Origin of the sequence: Pantoea sp. XY16, assembly GCF_025153065.1 — a bacterium.
In the GTDB taxonomy this organism is placed as follows: domain Bacteria; phylum Pseudomonadota; class Gammaproteobacteria; order Enterobacterales; family Enterobacteriaceae; genus Pantoea; species Pantoea alfalfae.
Genome location: NZ_JANZNP010000007.1, coordinates 129,601 through 149,028, shown reverse-complemented (window position 1 = coordinate 149,028; position 19,428 = coordinate 129,601). Strand labels below are relative to the sequence as shown.

At 54.3% G+C, this 19,428-nt stretch carries 26 protein-coding genes; 11 read left to right on the top strand and 15 right to left on the bottom strand.

The features are described from left to right. Positions 1-16 precede the first annotated feature (16 nt). The 9 genes from ptsN to N1689_RS12490 all read right to left on the bottom strand — a co-directional run bounded on the left by ptsN (position 17) and on the right by N1689_RS12490 (position 6,824). The gene (ptsN, locus tag N1689_RS12530; protein WP_013359876.1) at positions 17-496 is read right to left on the bottom strand and encodes a PTS IIA-like nitrogen regulatory protein PtsN; all 480 of its coding nucleotides are present in this window, start codon (positions 494-496) and stop codon (positions 17-19) included. Positions 497-646: 150 nt separating this feature from the next. Then, positions 647-934, bottom strand: coding sequence for a ribosome hibernation promoting factor (hpf, locus tag N1689_RS12525; protein WP_161731786.1), 288 nt, complete (start codon positions 932-934; stop codon positions 647-649). Between the two features lie 21 nt (positions 935-955). Then, entirely contained in the window at positions 956-2,389 is a 1,434-nt protein-coding gene (rpoN, locus tag N1689_RS12520; protein WP_161731788.1) for an RNA polymerase factor sigma-54, read from the bottom strand. 48 nt (positions 2,390-2,437) lie between these two features. Beyond that, positions 2,438-3,163, bottom strand: a complete 726-nt coding sequence (lptB, locus tag N1689_RS12515) for an LPS export ABC transporter ATP-binding protein (protein WP_009092467.1) — start codon at positions 3,161-3,163, stop codon at positions 2,438-2,440. Between the two features lie 5 nt (positions 3,164-3,168). Then, a complete protein-coding gene (gene lptA, locus N1689_RS12510) occupies positions 3,169-3,720 on the bottom strand; it encodes a lipopolysaccharide ABC transporter substrate-binding protein LptA (protein WP_033731276.1) in 552 nt (183 codons plus the stop codon). Next, the gene (gene lptC / locus N1689_RS12505) at positions 3,695-4,267 is read right to left on the bottom strand and encodes an LPS export ABC transporter periplasmic protein LptC (protein WP_161731790.1); all 573 of its coding nucleotides are present in this window, start codon (positions 4,265-4,267) and stop codon (positions 3,695-3,697) included. The genes lptA and lptC overlap by 26 nt, the downstream gene beginning before the upstream one ends. After that, complete coding sequence (kdsC, locus tag N1689_RS12500) at positions 4,264-4,830, bottom strand: 3-deoxy-manno-octulosonate-8-phosphatase KdsC (protein ID WP_222924695.1); 567 nt, start codon at positions 4,828-4,830, stop codon at positions 4,264-4,266. Before kdsC ends, lptC begins: the two co-directional genes overlap by 4 nt. A 13-nt stretch (positions 4,831-4,843) precedes the next feature. After that, a complete protein-coding gene (gene kdsD / locus N1689_RS12495; protein ID WP_161731794.1) occupies positions 4,844-5,827 on the bottom strand; it encodes an arabinose-5-phosphate isomerase KdsD in 984 nt (327 codons plus the stop codon). Positions 5,828-5,843: 16 nt separating this feature from the next. Continuing rightward, positions 5,844-6,824, bottom strand: a complete 981-nt coding sequence (locus N1689_RS12490; protein ID WP_033731280.1) for a calcium/sodium antiporter — start codon at positions 6,822-6,824, stop codon at positions 5,844-5,846. Here N1689_RS12490 and N1689_RS12485 point away from each other — a divergent pair. From N1689_RS12485 to murA, 8 genes are all read left to right on the top strand, one after another. After that, positions 6,823-7,080 (top strand): hypothetical protein, encoded by a 258-nt coding sequence (locus N1689_RS12485; RefSeq protein WP_222924694.1) that lies wholly within the window; start codon positions 6,823-6,825, stop codon positions 7,078-7,080. The genes N1689_RS12490 and N1689_RS12485 overlap by 2 nt on opposite strands. Continuing rightward, the gene (mlaF, locus tag N1689_RS12480) at positions 7,052-7,867 is read left to right on the top strand and encodes a phospholipid ABC transporter ATP-binding protein MlaF (protein ID WP_150011839.1); all 816 of its coding nucleotides are present in this window, start codon (positions 7,052-7,054) and stop codon (positions 7,865-7,867) included. The genes N1689_RS12485 and mlaF overlap by 29 nt, the downstream gene beginning before the upstream one ends. Positions 7,868-7,871: 4 nt before the next feature. After that, positions 7,872-8,654: a lipid asymmetry maintenance ABC transporter permease subunit MlaE gene (mlaE, locus tag N1689_RS12475; protein WP_161731800.1), complete on the top strand. Its 783-nt coding sequence runs from the start codon at positions 7,872-7,874 to the stop codon at positions 8,652-8,654. A gap of 4 nt (positions 8,655-8,658) precedes the next feature. After that, positions 8,659-9,204 (top strand): outer membrane lipid asymmetry maintenance protein MlaD, encoded by a 546-nt coding sequence (gene mlaD / locus N1689_RS12470; RefSeq protein WP_161731802.1) that lies wholly within the window; start codon positions 8,659-8,661, stop codon positions 9,202-9,204. A 15-nt stretch (positions 9,205-9,219) separates the two neighbouring features. Beyond that, a complete protein-coding gene (gene mlaC, locus N1689_RS12465; RefSeq protein ID WP_161731804.1) occupies positions 9,220-9,855 on the top strand; it encodes a phospholipid-binding protein MlaC in 636 nt (211 codons plus the stop codon). Next, a complete protein-coding gene (gene mlaB / locus N1689_RS12460; RefSeq protein ID WP_010251883.1) occupies positions 9,855-10,160 on the top strand; it encodes a lipid asymmetry maintenance protein MlaB in 306 nt (101 codons plus the stop codon). The genes mlaC and mlaB overlap by 1 nt, the downstream gene beginning before the upstream one ends. A 113-nt stretch (positions 10,161-10,273) precedes the next feature. Beyond that, positions 10,274-10,531 (top strand): BolA family iron metabolism protein IbaG, encoded by a 258-nt coding sequence (ibaG, locus tag N1689_RS12455; RefSeq protein WP_010251880.1) that lies wholly within the window; start codon positions 10,274-10,276, stop codon positions 10,529-10,531. A 66-nt stretch (positions 10,532-10,597) separates the two neighbouring features. Further along, positions 10,598-11,857: a UDP-N-acetylglucosamine 1-carboxyvinyltransferase gene (gene murA / locus N1689_RS12450; protein ID WP_161731806.1), complete on the top strand. Its 1,260-nt coding sequence runs from the start codon at positions 10,598-10,600 to the stop codon at positions 11,855-11,857. Between the two features lie 72 nt (positions 11,858-11,929). On the opposite strand, the gene N1689_RS12445 is transcribed toward murA, so the two are convergent. Together N1689_RS12445 and ispB are read right to left on the bottom strand one after the other, a co-directional pair. Beyond that, complete coding sequence (locus N1689_RS12445) at positions 11,930-12,214, bottom strand: helix-turn-helix transcriptional regulator (RefSeq protein ID WP_161731808.1); 285 nt, start codon at positions 12,212-12,214, stop codon at positions 11,930-11,932. Between the two features lie 237 nt (positions 12,215-12,451). Further along, positions 12,452-13,423 carry an octaprenyl diphosphate synthase gene (gene ispB / locus N1689_RS12440; protein ID WP_008925415.1) on the bottom strand — a complete coding sequence of 324 codons (972 nt, stop codon included), beginning with the start codon at positions 13,421-13,423 and terminating at the stop codon, positions 12,452-12,454. 256 nt (positions 13,424-13,679) lie between these two features. On the opposite strand from ispB, the gene rplU reads away from it, so the two are divergent. From rplU to cgtA, 3 genes are all read left to right on the top strand, one after another. Next, positions 13,680-13,991, top strand: a complete 312-nt coding sequence (gene rplU, locus N1689_RS12435; RefSeq protein ID WP_008925416.1) for a 50S ribosomal protein L21 — start codon at positions 13,680-13,682, stop codon at positions 13,989-13,991. Between the two features lie 15 nt (positions 13,992-14,006). After that, on the top strand, positions 14,007-14,264 hold the full coding sequence (rpmA, locus tag N1689_RS12430) for a 50S ribosomal protein L27 (protein WP_003851093.1): 258 nt from the start codon (positions 14,007-14,009) through the stop codon (positions 14,262-14,264). A 244-nt stretch (positions 14,265-14,508) separates the two neighbouring features. Continuing rightward, positions 14,509-15,681: an Obg family GTPase CgtA gene (cgtA, locus tag N1689_RS12425; protein ID WP_260059046.1), complete on the top strand. Its 1,173-nt coding sequence runs from the start codon at positions 14,509-14,511 to the stop codon at positions 15,679-15,681. 72 nt (positions 15,682-15,753) lie between these two features. Here the strand turns inward: cgtA and N1689_RS12420 are convergent, their stop codons facing one another. From N1689_RS12420 to N1689_RS12405, 4 genes are read right to left on the bottom strand one after another with little or no spacing between them, the layout of a single operon-like run. Next, positions 15,754-16,173: a hotdog fold thioesterase gene (locus N1689_RS12420; RefSeq protein ID WP_202604844.1), complete on the bottom strand. Its 420-nt coding sequence runs from the start codon at positions 16,171-16,173 to the stop codon at positions 15,754-15,756. 2 nt (positions 16,174-16,175) lie between these two features. Further along, positions 16,176-16,934: a 2,3-dihydro-2,3-dihydroxybenzoate dehydrogenase gene (dhbA, locus tag N1689_RS12415; RefSeq protein ID WP_222924692.1), complete on the bottom strand. Its 759-nt coding sequence runs from the start codon at positions 16,932-16,934 to the stop codon at positions 16,176-16,178. After that, a complete protein-coding gene (locus N1689_RS12410) occupies positions 16,931-17,785 on the bottom strand; it encodes an isochorismatase family protein (RefSeq protein WP_161731812.1) in 855 nt (284 codons plus the stop codon). Before N1689_RS12410 ends, dhbA begins: the two co-directional genes overlap by 4 nt. An 18-nt stretch (positions 17,786-17,803) precedes the next feature. Then, positions 17,804-19,420, bottom strand: a complete 1,617-nt coding sequence (locus tag N1689_RS12405) for a (2,3-dihydroxybenzoyl)adenylate synthase (protein WP_260059043.1) — start codon at positions 19,418-19,420, stop codon at positions 17,804-17,806. Between the last annotated feature and the right edge of the window lie 8 nt (positions 19,421-19,428).

Sequence of the window (19,428 nt, the reverse complement as noted above, 5' to 3'; positions counted from 1 at the left end):
GGCCGGTAAAGACGCGTTACTGCTCTGTCTGGACTTCCGTAATAATGGCATAGAGTTCTTCATCACTCTGCGCAGCACGCAGACGACGACAAACCGTTTTATCTGCCAGACGTTTTGCCACCAGTGAAAGGGTGTGCAGGTGTGTTTTGCACTGGTCAGCCGGAACCAGCAATGCAAACAACAGATCGACCGGCTGGTTGTCGACGGCATCAAACGCAATCGGCTGCTCGAGGCTGATAAATACCCCTACCGCACGCAGTGTATCCTCTTCCAGCTTGCCGTGAGGAATGGCTATTCCGTTACCAATACCGGTACTGCCCATACGTTCGCGGGTCAGAATCGCTTCGAAAAGCGTCTGGTGCGGCAGGTTGAGCTGCTTAGCGGCCAGTTCGCTGATGATTTCCAGCGCACGTTTTTTGCTCTGGCAGTGTACGCCGCTGCGGGTGCAGTCTGGCGAAAGCACTGTGCTCAATTCCAGTGTAAGATCGTTGTTCATTATCGTTTCACTTGCGTGTTCACCAGGCCATTCACCGCCAGCGCCCTGATATGTGCGACAAACGGCGCTTGCTCAGATGACAAAACGGGGCGGATTATCCGCCCCATACTGTCGGCTCTGCGCGCCATGCGCGCGTAGCTAGCGTGAAGGTTAGTGTTTTTTCAGTTTATCTTTGTGTTTGGTCAGCTGACGGGCGAGTTTATCAATCAGCCCATCAATTGCCGCATACATATCTTCCGCTTCGGACGTGGCGTGCAGCTCGCCACCGTTCACGTGGAGTGTTGCGTCAGCCACCTGTGTGACTTTCTCAACCTTCAGGACAATATAGACCTGATTGATATGTTCAAAATAGTGTTCCAGTTTGGCAAATTTACTGTTGACGAATTCACGCAAAGGTGGCGTGATTTCAACATGTTGCCCGGTCAGGTTCAGCTGCATAGGTCTTCCTTCTCATTTCTTTCAAACCAGTTGTTTACGCTGGTTCGATGGCGGGATGGATAAAGACTCACGATATTTGGCGACGGTACGCCGTGCCACCATGATCCCCTGATCAGATAACATGGAGGTCAGTTTACTGTCGCTCAAGGGTTTGGCTGGGTTTTCCGCCGAAATTAATTTCTTCACCAGAGCCCGGATCGCGGTAGAGGAGGCTTCGCCGCCACCTTCCGTATTAACGTGGCTGGAGAAAAAGTACTTCAGTTCAAAAATGCCACGCGGGCTGTGCAGATACTTCTGCGTGGTAACACGGGAAATGGTCGATTCGTGCATCTCAACGGCCTGGGCGATATCGGCCAGCACCATCGGACGCATAAATTCTTCACCCTGCTCGAAGAACGCCTGCTGCTGCTCAACGATACAGCGCGTGACTTTCAGCAGCGTGTCATTACGGCTTTCCAGACTCTTAATCAGCCAGCGCGCTTCCTGCAGATTACTGCGAATGAACTGACTGTCGCTGTCATTGCGCGTTGCGCCACCCATTGCCGCGTAGTGCTGATTAATCTTCAGACGTGGCAGGCTGTCGGCATTGAGTTCAACCGTCCAGCGGTTGCCAACCTTACGTACCAGCACGTCGGGGATAACATATTCCGGCTCGCCAGTGTTGATCGACTGACCCGGACGCGGGTCCAGTGACTGAATCAGCAGCATCGCCTCTTTCAGCACCTCTTCTTTGAGGCGCGTGACGCGCATCAGGCTGCGGAAGTCGTGATTGGCCAGCAGATCGAGATGTTCGCTGACAATCAGGCGCGCTTCAGCCAGCATCGGTGTCTCTGGTGCATACTGCGAAAGCTGAACCAGCAGACAGTCACGCAAATCGCGTGCGCCCACACCAATCGGGTCAAAACGCTGGATACGTTTCAGCACCGCCTCAACCTCATCCGCTTCAAGCTCATCGTTGCCAATGCTGTCGAGGATCTCCTCAAGCGAGACGGTGAGATATCCGGTGTCATCAATAGCATCGACGATAGACGTCGCGATTGCGCGGTCGGTATCACTGAAAGGCGTCAATTCGACCTGCCACATCAGGTAATCCTGCAGTGACTGCGTGGTTTCACCCTGATAGACAGGTAACTCATCATCCTGATAATCGGTACCCGTGCCGGAAGGGGTGCCAGCGGTGTAGATTTCATCCCAGGTGGCATCCAGCGGCAGCTCATCAGGCATCTCTTTCTGCTCAAGCGCTTCACGTGTATCCAGCGCTTCGGCTTCCGACGATTCCCGGGAGTCAATCTCATCATGCAGATCGGTCTGCTCAAGCAGTGGATTACTTTCCAGTGCAAGCTGTAACTCCTGCTGGAGTTCAAGCGTGGAGAGTTGCAGCAGACGAATCGCCTGCTGCAATTGTGGAGTCATTGCCAGCTGTTGGCTGAACCTGAGTTGTAAACCTTGCTTCATAGACAGGATGGTAGTTCCCAGGTAAACATCGGTATTAACGACACCTTATCAGAGTCTGAACTCTTCACCCAAATAAACCCGCTTAACCTGCTCATCCGCAAGAATTTCATTGGGTGTACCATGCGCAATCAGGTGGCCCTGGCTGACGATATAGGCCCGCTCACAGACCGCTAACGTTTCGCGTACGTTGTGGTCGGTAATCAAAACGCCGAGGCCGCTGTCACGCAGATGCTCAATGATCTTCTTGATGTCGATAACGGAGATAGGGTCAACCCCGGCAAAAGGTTCATCCAGCAGAATAAACTTTGGATTGGCAGCCAGCGCGCGGGCAATCTCAACACGACGTCGTTCACCACCCGACAGTGCCTGACCCATGCTGTCGCGCAGGTGCTCGATGTGAAACTCTTCCATCAGCTCACGGGCGCGATCCTGACGTTGCTCTTCGGTCAGGTCATCACGAATCTGCAGTACCGCCATCAGGTTATCGTAGACGCTGAGGCGACGGAAAATCGATGCCTCCTGCGGCAGATAGCCGATGCCACGGCGCGCACGTGCATGCAGCGGCAGGATACTGATATCTTCATCATCAATAACAATGCGGCCCGCGTCACGCGGGACAATACCTACCACCATGTAAAAGGTGGTGGTCTTACCGGCCCCGTTCGGGCCGAGCAGGCCGACAATCTCGCCGGACTTTACCTGCAGACTGACATCTTCTACCACGCGACGGCCTTTATATGCCTTCGCCAGGTTTTCTGCGATTAATGTGGCCATAGCTATCAGTTACTCTTCTTTCCGCTGTTGGACGAACCTTTATCCTGAAGTTGCGACGGCACCAGGACGGTCGTGACGCGCTTGTTCTGGCCCTGGCTGTAAGCCTGCATTTTCTGCTCTTTTACCAGGTAGGTAATACGATCGCCTTTGATGTTGCTGTCCTGCTGTTCAATGAACGCATTGCCGGTCAGTTCAACGAAATCGTTAGCCAGTTCGTAGTGCAGTTTTGAGGCATGGCCCTGAACCGGCTTACCGCTGTCTTGCATCTGATAGAAAGTGGCAGGATTACCGTAGGCGTCAACGATGGTTTTCTTGCTGTCGCCGCCCGGACGGGTCACCACGACTTTGTCCGCCGTGATTTTGATAGAGCCCTGCGTCACGATGACATTGCCGGTAAAGGTCGCGACATTGCCCTGCAAATCCAGCGCCTGATTCTGCGAGTCAATATTGACGGGCTTGTCCGAGTCACCGGTCAGGGCCAGCGCCGGAACGCTGGTTGCCAGTAACATACTGGCCAGTAAAATCTTCAGGCTATTTTTGTTCATTTTGAATTTCATAAGAGGTTTTGACCTTCTCGATTAACTCGGCGTTTTTTGTCCGTAAATTGCCGCGCATTTTCATGCCGGTGGAGTTAAAGCTGCGGCCATACAATGTCACCTGGTCATCAGAGGTAACGTCCTGAGTGACAAGGTTAATCTGTGCATTATCGGTTTTGATCCGCTCAAGCTGGGAATCCTGCGTCAGCGTATTCAGCTCAACATGGCCATACAGATAAAGCATACGATCTTTGGTGAGCTTTGCTTTATCTGCGCGTAACGTCCAGGTGGGAACTTTGTTCTCATCAAAGGTGGTCATTACCGGATTGTCGAACCAGCTCAGCTCGTCATCCGAGAAATAGGTCACTTTGTCAGAGACCAGTTTATATGACAGCGCGCCCTGCGGGTTATACACCACAGTGTGAGAATCGTCACTGGTATAGGTCGGCGACTGACCATTCGTCCCGACTGGCGTGCTATCGCCATCCTGGTTGGTAAGATTCCAGCCGATCAAAACCAGTGCAATCAAGGTCAGAATCAGCGTTATCCAACGCCTGCTTTTACTCATACTGATTGCCCTTTGGCATCCTCAAATTTGTTCTGCGCCATTAAGATCAGGTCACATACTTCGCGTACTGCGCCGCGTCCACCCGCAATCCGCGTGACATACTGCGCGCGCGGCAACAGAATCGGATGTGAATCCGCTACTGCCACGCTTAATCCCACTTTCGCCATAACCGGCCAGTCGATCAGGTCGTCACCGATATAGGCGACCTGCTCATCAGAGAGAGACAGTTTATCCAGAAGTTCACGATAGGCCAAAAGCTTATCGGATTGTCCCTGATAAAGATGACGGATGCCGAGCGTTTTGCAGCGATCTTCCATCAGACGGGCATTGCGGCCGGTAATAATAGCCACTTCCACATCGGCGGTCAGTAAACAGCGTACACCGTAACCATCCCGCACGTTGAAGGCTTTCAGCTCTTCGCCATTGTTCCCCATGTAGATCACCCCGTCGGACATGACGCCATCGACGTCGCAGATCAGCAGACGAATGTTGCTGGCGCGCGCCATGACGTCAGCACTGACCGGTCCATAGCAGGTGTCAATCGTGGGAATTGCCTGTTGCATTTTCTTTTCCTGTTCAGACTACGCCAGCGCGCAGCATGTCATGCATATGTACCACACCGAGCAGATGGTCGTCATCGGCCACCAGAATCGAGGTAATGTTTTTGGTCTGCATCAGGTTCAGGGCTTCAACCGCCAGCATATTTGGCCGGACGCGGATGCCACCTGGCGTCATCACTTCCCCGATAGTGGCGCGCTGAAAATCGATGCCCATATCAAAGATGCGGCGCAGGTCACCATCGGTAAAGATACCTTCAATTTTCATCAGACCGTCGACAATGACCGTCAGTCCCAGATTTTTGCGGGTAATTTCCAGCAGCGCATCACGTAGTGAGGCGTCACGGGTGACGTGCGGCAGCTCATCGCCGCTGTGCATGATATCGGATACATGCAGCAGTAGTTTGCGGCCCAGCGCTCCGCCAGGATGGGAGAGGGCGAAATCTTCCGCCGTGAATCCACGCGCTTCAAGTAACGAAACCGCCAGCGCGTCGCCCATCACCAGTGTGGCTGTGGTGCTGGTGGTTGGCGCAAGGCCTAACGGGCAGGCTTCCTGGGGAACATGGACACACAGATGCACATCGGCAACCCGGCCCATCGCGCTGTCAGGCCGTCCGGTTATGCAGATCAGCGCAATATGCTGGCGTTTTAACACCGGAATCAGCGCGAGGATTTCGTTCGACTCACCGCTGTTGGAGATGGCGATCACGACATCATTTTTGCTCACCATGCCCAGGTCGCCATGGCTGGCTTCGGCCGGATGAACAAAAAACGCTGGCGTGCCGGTACTGGCAAAGGTCGCCGCCATTTTTTTGCCGATATGACCAGACTTGCCCATGCCCATCACCACCACTTTCCCCTGGCAGGCGTAGATCAGGGCGCAGGCGCGGGCGAAATCGTCATTAATATATTGATCGAGCTGTTCCAGTCCTTCACGCTCAATGCGCAGGACGTTTTTTCCCGCCTGCTGAAAATCAAAAGCTGTTGGTTGCTGATATGACATAGTGAGTCTGTCCTTGTTAGCCGTCCATGAATGCCGGCTGCATCCACAGCAGCGTCACCCAGACGAAGAAACCACAGAGTAAAATCAGGCCGGCGATGCGGCCAACGCGTCGGCGACGCAGCAGGCAGAGCAGGGCAAACAGCACGCTGACCCCCAGCATCACCCAGTAATCACGGGCAAAGGCGTGATAGTCGATACTGCCGGGGTGAATCAGCGCCGGCAGGCCCAGCACGATAGCAATATTATAAATGTTGGCGCCGATCAGGTTGCCGATCGCGATATCATCTTCACCTTTCAGTGCCCCGGCAATCACCGTCGCCAGCTCGGGCAGGCTGGTGCCCACGGCGATAAGCGTCAGGCCCATCACCAGTTCGCTGACGCCAAAGTAGTCGGCAAAGGCGGTGGCATTGTCGATCACCATCCGGGTCGACATCGGCAGGATAATCAGCGCGACGGCCAGCCAGAGGAAGGCCACCGTATTTCCGCTCTCTTCGCGGGGCAGCTCGGCCAGCTGCTCGCGCGTCAGGGTGTCGTTGTTGTCCCGTTCTGCTTTACGCGCAATGCGAATCACCACCATCAGATAAATAGCGGCGATGGCGATCAAGCCAATTCCATCCAGTCGACTAAGCTGATTGTCAAACAGCATGAATCCGCTGAGCAGGGTAACCAGCAACATCAACGGCAGTTCACGACGTATCAGATTAGAATGAACGCTGAGTGGATGCATTAGCGCAGCGGCACCGAGAATGAGTAAAATGTTGGTAATATTCGAGCCAAGCGCGGTACCAACAGCCAGATCCATCTGGCCATGCTGGGCCGCAGAAAAGGAGAGGATCATTTCTGGCAGCGAGGTGCCTATGCTGACAACGGTCATGCCAATGATCAGTGGCGGGATGCCAAATGATCGACACAATATAGAGGCGCTAAACACCAGACGATCGGCACCATATGCCAGTAAAAGCAAACCGATAATCAGCAGTGCAGAAGCTACGAACATGAAAAATCCTTGCGTAAAAACCCAGGTCGGCAATGCCTTTCCCGACCGGTTTAAGGTTCTGTTTGGCGAGACAGCCGCTGATTTTGACCGTCTGAACGGCAAAAGTAAATTTAATGACCATTTTCGCCAAATCTTAGCGGTAAGTTTCTGTAAAGCTATCGTGAATCAGGACCGAACAGGCTACCATCGTACCCCATGTTTACGCCCGATCCTTACAAGAGGTAATAATGATCCAGCAGCAAACGAATCTGGTTGAGGTTCGTGGCGTGAGTTTTTCGCGCGGAGATCGCACCATCTTCGACGACATTTCGCTGACCGTGCCAAAAGGCAAAGTGACGGCGATAATGGGACCGTCGGGAATAGGAAAAACCACTCTGCTACGCTTGATTGGGGGGCAACTTCAGCCAACTAGCGGGGAAATCTTTTTCCGTGGCGAAAACATTCCGTCATTGTCTCGCGCTAAATTGTACGAAGCGCGCAAAAAGATGAGCATGCTGTTCCAGTCTGGCGCGCTATTTACTGACTTAACGGTCTATGAAAATGTCGCCTGGCCGCTGCGCGAACATACCCGTCTTCCCGCACCTATTCTGCACAGCACGGTATTAATGAAGCTGGAAGCCGTGGGTCTGCGTGGTGCAGCTCAACTTAAACCGGCTGAGCTGTCGGGCGGAATGGCGCGTCGTGTGGCGCTGGCGCGCGCGATTGCCCTTGAACCGGAGCTGATCATGTTCGACGAACCCTTTGTCGGTCAGGATCCCATTACTATGGGCGTGCTGGTAAAATTGATCGACGAACTTAACCATGCTCTGGGCCTGACCTGTATTGTGGTCTCGCACGACGTACCGGAAGTACTGAGTATCGCGGACTATGCCTATATCGTGGCCGGACAAAAAATTATCGCACACGGCACCACGCCGGAACTGCGAGAGAATAATGACCCGCGCGTCCGCCAGTTTATTGATGGCGATGCGGATGGTCCGGTTCCCTTCCGTTTTCCTGCCGGCGACTATCTCGCTGATTTAACCGGCTCAGGGAGTAACTAAACAGATGGTCTTGAAGGCGCTGGCGTCATTCGGTCGTCAGGGAATTGAAACGTGCGCCAGTTTTGGACGCGCAGGATTAATGCTGTTTCACGCGCTGGTAGGAAAACCCGCGTTTCGCAGACATTCGCCGCTACTGATTAAACAGCTCTATAGTGTTGGCGTGTTGTCGTTACTGATTATTGTGGTGTCTGGCCTGTTTATCGGCATGGTACTCGGACTTCAGGGTTATCTGGTACTCACCACATACGGTGCTGAAACCAGTCTGGGTATGCTGGTGGCGCTGTCGTTGCTGCGTGAGCTGGGGCCGGTCGTGACCGCGCTGCTGTTTGCCGGACGGGCAGGCTCGGCGCTCACGGCTGAAATCGGTCTGATGAAAGCCACTGAACAGCTCTCCAGCATGGAGATGATGGCGGTGGATCCGTTGCGTCGCGTTGTTTCGCCGCGCTTCTGGGCCGGTTTTATTAGCATGCCGCTACTCGCACTGATCTTTACTGCCGTTGGCATCGCTGGCGGTGCACTGGTTGGCGTGAGCTGGAAGGGAATCGATCCTGGTTTCTTCTGGTCAGCCATGCAGAACGCGGTCGATTTCCGCACCGACGTTGTTAACTGCATCATCAAAAGCACCGTCTTTGCCGTGACGGTTACCTGGATTGCTCTTTTTAATGGCTATGACGCGATTCCCACTTCTGAAGGGATCAGTCGCGCGACAACGCGTACCGTAGTACATGCTTCACTGGCGGTGCTCGGGTTGGATTTTGTGCTGACAGCACTGATGTTTGGGAATTGATGCAATGCAAAGCAAAAAAAGCGAAATCTGGGTTGGCATTTTTATGATTATGGCGTTGATCGCCGCATTGTTTCTCTGTCTGCGCGTCGCCGATTTAAAGTCGATGGGCACAGAGCCAACGTGGAAACTTTACGCCACGTTTGACAATATCGGCGGCCTGAAAGCCAGTTCGCCGGTCAAAATTGGCGGTGTAGTGATTGGCCGGGTAACGGACATTGAGCTTGAATCGAAAACGCTGCTGCCACGTGTCACGATGGAGATCAGCGATCAGTATGCGAATAAAATTTCAGACACCAGCTCGCTGGCGATACGCACGCAGGGACTGCTGGGTGAGCAGTTTCTGGCGCTCAACTTAGGCTTTGACGATCCTGAACTCGGTTCGGCGATGCTGAAAGATGGCGATACGCTACGCGATACCAAGTCAGCCATGGTGCTTGAAGACCTGATTGGCCAGTTCCTTTACAAGAGCGGCGATAACAAACAAAACAGTGACAACAAGGATGCGCAGGAAGGCGACAGTGCTGCGCCTGCGGCACCGGCTCAACCTTAAAGAAGAGGGTATACCATGTTTAAACGTTTACTGATGATTGCCATGCTGGTGGTTGCCGTACCGCTAACGGCGACAGCGGCCGATCAAAGCAATCCCTACAAGCTGATGAACGAAGCGGCGGAAAAGACCTTTACCCGTCTTAAAAATGAGCAGCCTAAAATCAAGCAGGATCCAAACTACCTGCGTCAGATTGTGCGTCAGGAGCTGCTGCCCTATGTACAGATCAAATATGCGGGCGCGTTAGTGTTGGGCCGCTACTATCGTGATTCGACCCCGGCGCAGCGTGAAGCCTACTTCAGCGCCTTTGGTGACTATCTGGCACAGGCTTATGGTCAGGCTCTGGCACTCTACAACGGTCAGAGCTACCAGATTCAGCCTGAGCAGCCATTGGGCGATGCTCAGATTGTCGCCATTCGGGTCTCCATTATCGATCCAAATGGTCGCCCACCGGTTCGCCTCGACTTCCAGTGGCGTAAAAACAGCCAGAGCGGTAACTGGCAGGCTTATGACATGATCGCTGAAGGCGTCAGCATGATCACCACCAAACAAAATGAGTGGAGCGATCTGTTGCGTACTAAAGGTATCGATGGTCTGACAGCGCAACTGAAATCCTCTGCGGCACAGCCCATCACGCTGGATAAACAAAAATAATGCACGAATCGTTACGCTGGGAGCGGGAAGCCAGCACGCTATTGCTGAAAGGCGAACTGGATCGCGACACGTTAATGAGCCTGTGGCAGCAACGTGAGACGCTGATTAAAGATGTCGATACCATCGATGTCGCGGCGCTGGAGCGTGTGGACTCTTCCGGACTTGCCCTGCTGGTGCACCTGCGGGAAATCGCACGGGCACAGGGTATTACCCCTCGCTTTACGGGCATCAGCGACAAACTGCATTCGCTGATTACGCTTTACAATCTGCAACAGATTATTGTTTCTGCGGATAAAAGCGCCTGATTTCCGGTTGTTATGCTAAGCCCCTGTTTTCAACAGGGGCTTTTGCGTATTTAAGAGTCAGCCGCTTTCCTCTACTATGTCAGCCTTATTATTATTAAGTGAAGTTAAGCCCAATGGAAAACAGTGAAATTCAGGCCGTGCTGATGGCAGCATTGCCTTTAGACGAAGTGCACGTGATGAGCAATGATGGCAGCCATTTTCAGGTGATCGCCGTAGGCGAACTGTTTGGCGAACTGAGCCGCGTCAAAAAGCAGCAGGCTGTCTACGCGCCGCTGATGGAATTTATTGCGGATAACCGCATTCATGCTGTCTCTATCAAAACCTATACTCCCGCTGAATGGGCGCGTGACCGTAAACTCAACGGTTTCTGATCCCCAGCGTGGTGAACTCGTCGCTGGCGAGTCCAATCTTTAGCTAGTTAATTGAGAGCCGTGTTAATGGACAAATTTCGTGTGCAAGGCCCCACCCGCTTAAGTGGTGAAGTAACCATTTCCGGGGCGAAGAACGCCGCGCTTCCTATTCTGTTTGCTGCCCTGCTGGCTGAAGAGCCGGTTGAGATCCAGAATGTGCCAAAGCTGCGCGACATTGATACCACCATGAAGCTGCTGAGCCAGCTGGGTGCGAAGGTGGAACGCAACGGTTCTGTGCATGTCGATGCCAGCGCGGTAGATGTATTCTGTGCGCCTTACGATCTGGTCAAAACCATGCGTGCCTCAATCTGGGCGCTGGGTCCACTGGTGGCACGTTTTGGTCAGGGTCAGGTTTCCCTGCCGGGTGGCTGCGCGATTGGCGCGCGCCCGGTTGACCTGCACATTACCGGTCTGGAACAGCTGGGTGCCGAGATCAAGCTGGAAGAGGGCTATGTTAAAGCGTCAGTCAATGGCCGCCTGAAGGGCGCGCTGATTGTCATGGACAAAATCAGCGTTGGCGCAACCGTGACCATCATGAGTGCTGCAACGCTGGCGACTGGTACTACCGTAATCGAGAATGCGGCGCGTGAACCGGAAATTGTCGATACAGCCAACTTCCTTAATACCCTGGGCGCTAAAATCAGTGGTGCAGGCAGCGACAAAATTACTATCGAAGGCGTAGAGCGTCTGGGTGGCGGTGTCTATACCGTCCTGCCCGATCGTATCGAAACCGGTACTTTCCTGGTGGCTGCCGCTATTTCAGGCGGTAAAGTAATGTGTCATAAAACTCAGCCCGATACGCTGGATGCAGTGCTGGCGAAGTTGCGTGATGCGGGTGCCGATATCGAAACCGGTGAAGACTGGATCAGTCTGGATATGCATGGCAAGCGACCAAAAGCGGTCAATGTGCGCACCGCACCGCATCCGGGTTTCCCGACCGATATGCAGGCGCAGTTCACTCTGTTAAATATGGTTGCGGAAGGCACGGGCGTGATTACCGAAACCATTTTTGAAAACCGTTTCATGCATATTCCGGAACTGATTCGTATGGGCGGACATGCTGAGATTGAGAGCAACACAGCGATCTGTCACGGGGTTGAAACCCTTTCAGGTGCGCAGGTGATGGCGACCGATTTGCGTGCGTCTGCCAGCCTGGTTCTGGCAGGTTGCATTGCGGAAGGAACGACGTTCGTTGATCGCATTTATCATATTGATCGTGGCTATGAGCACATCGAAGATAAGCTGAAAGCGATGGGCGCGAACATCGAGCGCGTCAGCGAAGAGTAGTTCTGCAGATGCGCTGAAATAGCCAGCCCCCGCGGGGGCTGGTTTTTTTTCGCCTGAGGATCGCCTGAGATCTCAGGCATTATCCGTCTGATCGGCAGGCGTCCGGATACGTTTTCTGCGATCCAGCAGACAGTTTGTATCGGGATCGTAATAGCGGCTGGGCCAGATCTCACTGGGATGAACCTTAATCGCGTCGGCAATCAGCCATTCGCCTTTGGGCCAGGGACGCGTCAGTGCATTAGCCAGCGTTGATGAACTCAGGCCTGCTGCGCGTGACAGCGCCGCCAGTGTCATACCACGCTTATGCAGCGCCGCGATAATGTCAGCCGGGTGCCAGTCTTCCTTTCTTTCTTGCATAACCTGTTCTCCTTTTCCTTGTCATTGCATCGTCCAGCGAGATGCTGGTTTTCCTTTTACCATTATCTGGAAATAGTCAGAATTTTATAGCAAATGTTTCCTGATAATTTCCAGTAATATTTGGATCCAGCTTCTGGTCTGTGTCGTGGCACGCAACAGGAGTGCAATAGCTAATAGGGAACAAAAAGAAGTGAGAGCAGGGTCGTAAAAACGGAGCCCGGCAGGCTCCGCGAGGGATCAGAAGTCGCGCTGAACTGACATGTGTGCCAGCGACTCCAGCGCGCTGCGCCAGGGGGATTCGGGCAGAATCCGCAAGGCTTCAATCGCTTTATCCGCTTCCTGTTCCGCGCGGCTGCGCGTCCATTCCAGCGAACCACACTGATTCATCGCCTCCAGCACCGGCTCAAGCAGATGGCGGCCATTTCCCTGCTCAATAGCTTCACGGATCATCTTCGCCTGTTCAGGCGAGCCGTGCTGCATGGCATGCAGCAGCGGCAGCGTCGGTTTGCCTTCGCTCAGGTCATCGCCGGTATTTTTACCCAGCGTCTCGCCGTCAGCACTGTAATCCAGCAAATCGTCAATTAACTGGAAAGCAGTACCCAGATAGCGCCCATAATCCTGCAGCGCCTTTTCCTCTTCAGGCGTGGCTTCAGCCAGTATCGCCGAAGCCTGTGAGGCTGCTTCAAACAGGCGCGCGGTCTTACTGTAAATCACGCGCATGTAGCTCTCTTCGGTAATGTCGGGATCGTTAACGTTCATCAGCTGCAGGACTTCGCCCTCAGCAATGACGTTTACTGCTTCTGACATCAGCGCCAGGATACGCAGCGACCCCATGCTGGTCATCATCTGGAAGGCACGAGTGTAAATAAAATCACCGACCAGCACGCTTGCCGCATTGCCAAACGCCGCGTTCGCGGTCGCTTTGCCACGACGCATATCGGATTCATCCACGACATCGTCATGCAGCAGCGTGGCGGTGTGGATAAATTCGATCAGCGCCGCATTGGTCACGTGCAGGTCGCCCTTGTAGCCCATGGCACGTGCGGATAGCACGGCAATCATGGGACGGATACGCTTGCCCCCACCACTGATGATGTAGTAGCCCAACTGGTTGATGAGCGAGACATCCGAATTCAGCTGGTCGAGGATGGTCTGGTTAACGGCAGCCATATCCTGTGCGGTTAATTCATTAATCTGTTCTAAGTTCATTCGTCTTTTCAGCTATGACTCGTTATCTCTGCCATGGTAAGTGGTTTACCCAGCCAGCGTTCAGGTAATCTGTTACTGATTGTACTTGAATTTTGTGCCTGAGAAACGGTTGCATTCAGCCTGTGTTTTTTTTCTGCAAGAGTGTGCAAAGTGCTCTTGTCTTCTTCTGGAGTTTTGCGTAGAATTCGCGCCCTATTGTGAATATTTAGCGCGCCGCCTGATGAACTAAAAGGCAAGCGCAGAAGCGGAGTTTTATATGTACGCGGTTTTCCAAAGTGGTGGTAAACAACACCGAGTAAGCGAAGGTCAGACCGTTCGCCTGGAAAAGCTGGACATCGCAACCGGTGAAACGATTGAGTTTGACCAGGTTCTGATGATTGCTAATGGCGAAGACGTGAAAATCGGCGCGCCACTGGTTTCAGGCGGAATGATCAAGGCAGAAGTTGTTGCTCACGGTCGTGGCGAAAAAATTAAGATTGTTAAGTTTCGTCGTCGTAAGCACTACCGTAAGCAAGCAGGCCATCGCCAGTGGTTCACTGATGTGAAAATCACTGGTATCACGGCGTAAGAGGAGATCTGACAAATGGCACATAAAAAGGCTGGTGGTTCGACTCGAAATGGTCGTGACTCCAATGCAAAACGTCTGGGTGTAAAACGTTTCGGTGGTGAATCTGTTCTGGCAGGTAGCATCATCGTTCGTCAGCGTGGCACCAAATTCCACGCCGGTACCAATGTAGGTTGTGGTCGTGACCACACCCTGTTTGCTACCGCAGACGGCAAAGTACAGTTCGAAGTTAAAGGTCCGAACAACCGTAAATACATCAGCATCGTTGCTGAGTAAGGTTGTCGTGACGCAGACGTCTGACGTCTGAACGCACGAATTGAAGGCCCCGCAGCTCCTGCGGGGCTTTTTACATTCTGCGGTCTGTCGCGGTAAAAGCGACGCATCACAAAAGTTTGCTGTACACTTTGTGTACGCACTGGCGAAAGCCAATCCTGATTTATCCGCCGCTGGTCAGCGCAGAAGACCCTGGCGGACCCGTCTGCAGAGTGCTGCAGACGATTGTGTGACGGAGATTTAAAAAATGAAGTTTGTTGATGAAGCGACAATTCTGGTCGTCGCCGGTGATGGCGGTAATGGTTGCGTAAGCTTCCGCCGCGAAAAATATATCCCGAAAGGCGGCCCTGACGGGGGTGATGGTGGTGACGGCGGTGACGTTTATCTGATCGCTGATGAAAACCTCAATACCCTTATCGATTATCGTTTCGAAAAATCTTTCCGCGCCGAGCGTGGACAGAACGGCCAGAGCCGCGACTGTACCGGTAAACGTGGTAAAGATATCGAAGTTAAAGTGCCGGTCGGCACCCGGGTTATCGACCAGGGTACCGGTGAGACACTCGGCGACATGACGCGCCACGGCCAGAAACTGATGGTCGGTAAAGGCGGCTGGCATGGCCTGGGCAACACCCGTTTCAAATCGTCAGTGAACCGCAGTCCGCGCCAGAAAACCATGGGTACCCCAGGTGAAAAGCGTGACCTGCAGCTGGAGCTGATGCTGCTGGCGGACGTCGGGATGCTGGGCTTACCGAATGCCGGTAAATCGACCTTTATTCGTGCCGTCTCGGCAGCCAAACCTAAAGTAGCGGACTATCCGTTTACCACCCTGGTGCCAAGCCTGGGCGTAGTGCGTATGGACAGCGAGCAGAGCTTCGTCGTGGCCGATATTCCGGGTCTGATTGAAGGTGCAGCAGAGGGCGCAGGCCTCGGCATTCGCTTCCTGAAGCACCTTGAACGCTGCCGCGTGTTGCTTCACCTGATCGACATCGACCCTATTGATGAAAGCGATCCGGTTGAAAATGCCCGTATCATCCTCGGCGAGCTGGAAAAATATAGCGAGAAGCTGTTCAACAAACCACGCTGGCTGGTCTTCAACAAAATTGATCTAATCAGTGAAGAAGAAGCGCAGTCACGGGCTAAAGCGGTTGCTGAAGCGCTGGGCTGGGAAGATAAGTATTACCTGATCTCTGCCGCAAGCCAGACCGGCGTCAAAGAACTCTGCTGGGACGTGATGAGCTTCATCAACGCTAACCCGAAAGAAGCGGAGCTTGAAGAGAAGCAGCCGGAGAAAGTGGAATTCATGTGGGATGATTACCACAAAGAAACCATTGAAAACACGGTCGAAGTGGAAGATGAAGAGTGGGATGACGACTGGGATGATGAAGACGACGAAGGCGTTGAAATTATCTATCAGCGTTAACCGATCGCCTGCTACTGCGTGATATGCGATGCCCCCTTTCAGTGCTGAAAGGGGGCATCGTTCTTTCTGCCGCTAGTTCATGACCGCTACGCTCAGTCGCGCACTGCAGCACAGCTGATCCCGACCGTTCCGAATCTCAATCTGCCAGCTCTGACTGCGTTTACCCAGATGCAGTGGACGGCAAATTCCGCGCACCAGACCCGCAGAAACCGCACGATGATGGCTGGCATTCACTTCTACGCCAACCACGCTGCTGCCTTCCTCTACCGCCATATACCCGGCAATTGAACCCATCGACTCCGCCAGCACCACAGAGGCGCCGCCATGCAGCAGCCCGAACGGCTGTTGCGTCCGGGCATCGACCGGCATCGTCGCTTCCAGATAATCGTCACCTATTGCGGTAAAAACGATACCCAGATGGGCCACCAGAGAGTTCTCACCCAGCGCGTTCAGCGCAGGAAGATCAATGGATCGTTTCCAGATCGCTGTCATCATCATGCTCCCAGGGTTGCGCCGCCATCGACCACAATATCCTGCAGCGTCACATGGCTGGCAAGATCCGACGCGAGAAACAGAACGGTGGCCGCAATCTCCTGCGGCTGCGCAATCTTGCCCAGCGGAATACCCAGCTTGAACTGATCCGGGAAGCCCGCAATCATCTCCTGCTCACCGGTCGGTGTGTGCCACAGACTGCGCTGCATATCGGTGTCGGTGGAGCCAGGCGAAACGATATTACAGCGCACGCCGTAAGGCGCCATCTCCAGACCCACGGTCAGACAGAGGCTGCGCAGCGCGGCTTTTGACGCACCATAAGCGGACATGCCGATACGTGGGGCATGCGCTGAATTCGATGCGACAGTAACGATGGCACCGGTGCGCTGTTCACGAAAGCGTGGCAGCGTCTGCTGGAACAGATTAAATGCACCGCCCGCATTGACGTTAAGACAGGCCTGCCAGTCGGCAAACGAGAGCTCATCGGTGGCACCAGTACGCAGAATACCGGCTGCGTTGACCAGCACATCAATGCGCGGCTGGGCGGCTAATACGCGCTGGCAGATCGTTTTGACCTGAGCCGGATCGGCCACATCCATCGTGTGGCAGGGAAACGGATAATCATCACTCTGGAACCGCAGATCAAACGCTTCTACCTGCGCGCCCGCCTGATGAAAGGCTAACGCAGTATGATAGCCGATGCCCTGGCCGGCACCGGTTACCCAGACGATTTTACCGCTGAAGTCGAATGTGTGGCTCATTTCGCCGGCTCCCGCGACAGCAGCGCCCACCAGCCATCAATGCTCGGGTTTTTGGCCAGGCTGACAAAATCAATGTCACGATGTACCTGACGCCAGCGTGCCGCCAGCGCCATCACGCGTACCGAATCCAGCCCGTAGTCGATCAGGTTTTCATCATCGTCCGGCACCTCATCATCTTCCAGCAGCGGCAGGATCAACGCGCGCAAATCATCTTTGCTGAGTGGCACAGGCATCAGATCGGCGGTCATCACCACTTTTCCGCTACGGCCCGCGGTGTAGGTCAGCGCCATCATATGTTCCTCACGGCTGAAGTCAGCCAGCGCATCGGCCACCATAAACGGCTGAATATTGCGCATAAACGCATCGGTGGCGGTGGTCAGGCAGCCAATATGGGCATAGACGCCGGTGATAATCAGCTGATCGCGCCCCATCTCCTGCAGGATCGCCTCCAGCGGCGAGCGGTGAAATGCACTGTAGCGCCATTTGGTCAGAACATGATCGTCCTCATCCGGTGCCAGCGCCTCCACGATCTTCTGCTGATCGGGATGCTTATTCAGTCCGGGTCCCCACATATCGTTAAGCAGCGCACGATCTTTATCGCTCTGCGCGTTTGGCTGGGCGGTGTAAAACACCGGAATACCCTGCGCTTTGCAGTAGCGTCGCAGGCGGACAATATTGTCAACGACCTGCTCAACCAGCGGGCTATTTTCGCCCCAGAAGTTGAGAAAATAGCGCTGCATATCGTGGATCAGCAGGGCGGCACGTCCCGGCTCCAGCATCCATTTCACTTTGTTGTTGGGCAACTCGGTGGCGGCTGGCAGCGGATAAGAGGTCAGTTGTGGAATAGCCATTGAAAATCTCCGGACAGATCAGGCTTGCGCTTGTTGATCGGCAAGTTGTTGGCGCAGACGTTTCTTGTCCACCTTGCCGACCGCGGTCAGCGGCAGAGCATCTACGCAGGTAATACGGTCGGGCAGCTTAAATTCTGCGACGCCCAGTTCACGCAGGTGACGACGCAGCGCCACCGGTTTCACCGGCTGACGGGTGACAATAAAAGCACAGCTCTTTTCACCCATCAGTTCGTCGCTCATAGAGACCAGCGCTGCGTGGATCACATCCGCATGGCGCTGCAGCAGGTTTTCAATCTCTTCAGCTGCGATCTTTTCGCCGCCCCGGTTGATCTGATCTTTCTCCCGACCCTGCACAATGATGTTGCCAGCGGGGGTGATCTCAACCAGATCGCCAGAGCAGTAGAAGCCCTGGTCATCAAAGCTGGCGGCGTTATGTTCCGGGCTGTTGTAGTAGCCACGGAACGTATAAGGACCGCGCGTCATCAGGCGACCAATGGCACCCACCGGTAGCGGATGTCCCTGTTCGTCTGCAACCCATACCTCGTCATCCGGAGAAACAGGGCGTCCCTGCGTAGTGAGAATGGTCTGTTCATCGTCATCCAGCCGGGTGTAATTCACCAGACCTTCCGCCATACCAAACACCTGCTGAAGGGTACAGCCAATCTCGTTCTGGATGCGCGCGGCCAGCGTTTCGCCCAGCTTTGCGCCACCGACCTGAATACGTTGCAGTGAGGCCAGCGCGGCATTGCTGCCCCATTCCTGAATCGCCTGCAGCCAGAGACTGGCCGCGGGTGGAACCAGGCCGGTATCAGTTACCTGATGTTTTTCAATCAGCGGGAAACAGAGGGTCGCGCTGGGATCGGCCGCTAAGATCACCTGGCCGCCCGCGTAAAAGACGCCCAGCGCGCCCGGAGAACTCATCGGGAAATTATGCGCAGCGGGCAGGGCAATCAGGTAACGGGTGTCTGCGGTGACCCCGCAGATCACATCGCTTTCCCGGATGCTGTAGTAGTAATCATTGTGGGTACGTGGGATGAGTTTCGGGGTGCCGGTACTGCCGCCCGAAAGCTGGAAAAAGGCGACTTCATCGCCTGCGGTCGGGGTTGCCCTGAAGTCACCTGCGGGTTCTGCCAGCAGGGCGTCGAGACGGTTTTCCGCATGAGCATCATTACGCAGGATCACCTGCTGCAGTGAAGGCTGCTCACGGCGAAGCTGCGTAATAAAGGCGTCATCGGCGAACAGGGGGTGGCTGCGATCGGCAATCAACAGGCGCGGCGCGATCTGACTGGCATAGGCGGCCAGTTCGGTACGCTGATGGCTGAACAGGGCGTTAACCGGGGCAACGCCGATTTTGAACAGCGCAAACAGCGTCAGGTAAAATTCCGCCACGTTGCCAAGCTGCACCAGCGCCGTATCACCGGGTTTCAGGCCACGACGCTGCAGGGCCGCTGCCAGATTGTCACTCAGTGAGGCCAGCTGTCGATAGGTAAATTGCCGGTCGCCATCAATCACCGCCACGCATTCGCTGTCGCGGTGACGCTCCAGGATGTCGGTCATCGGCAGATCCAGCCAGTACCCTTTTTCACGGTAACGAGCAGCCAGATCGTCCGGCCAGCGGCTGTAAGAAATCGTCATACAGGTTC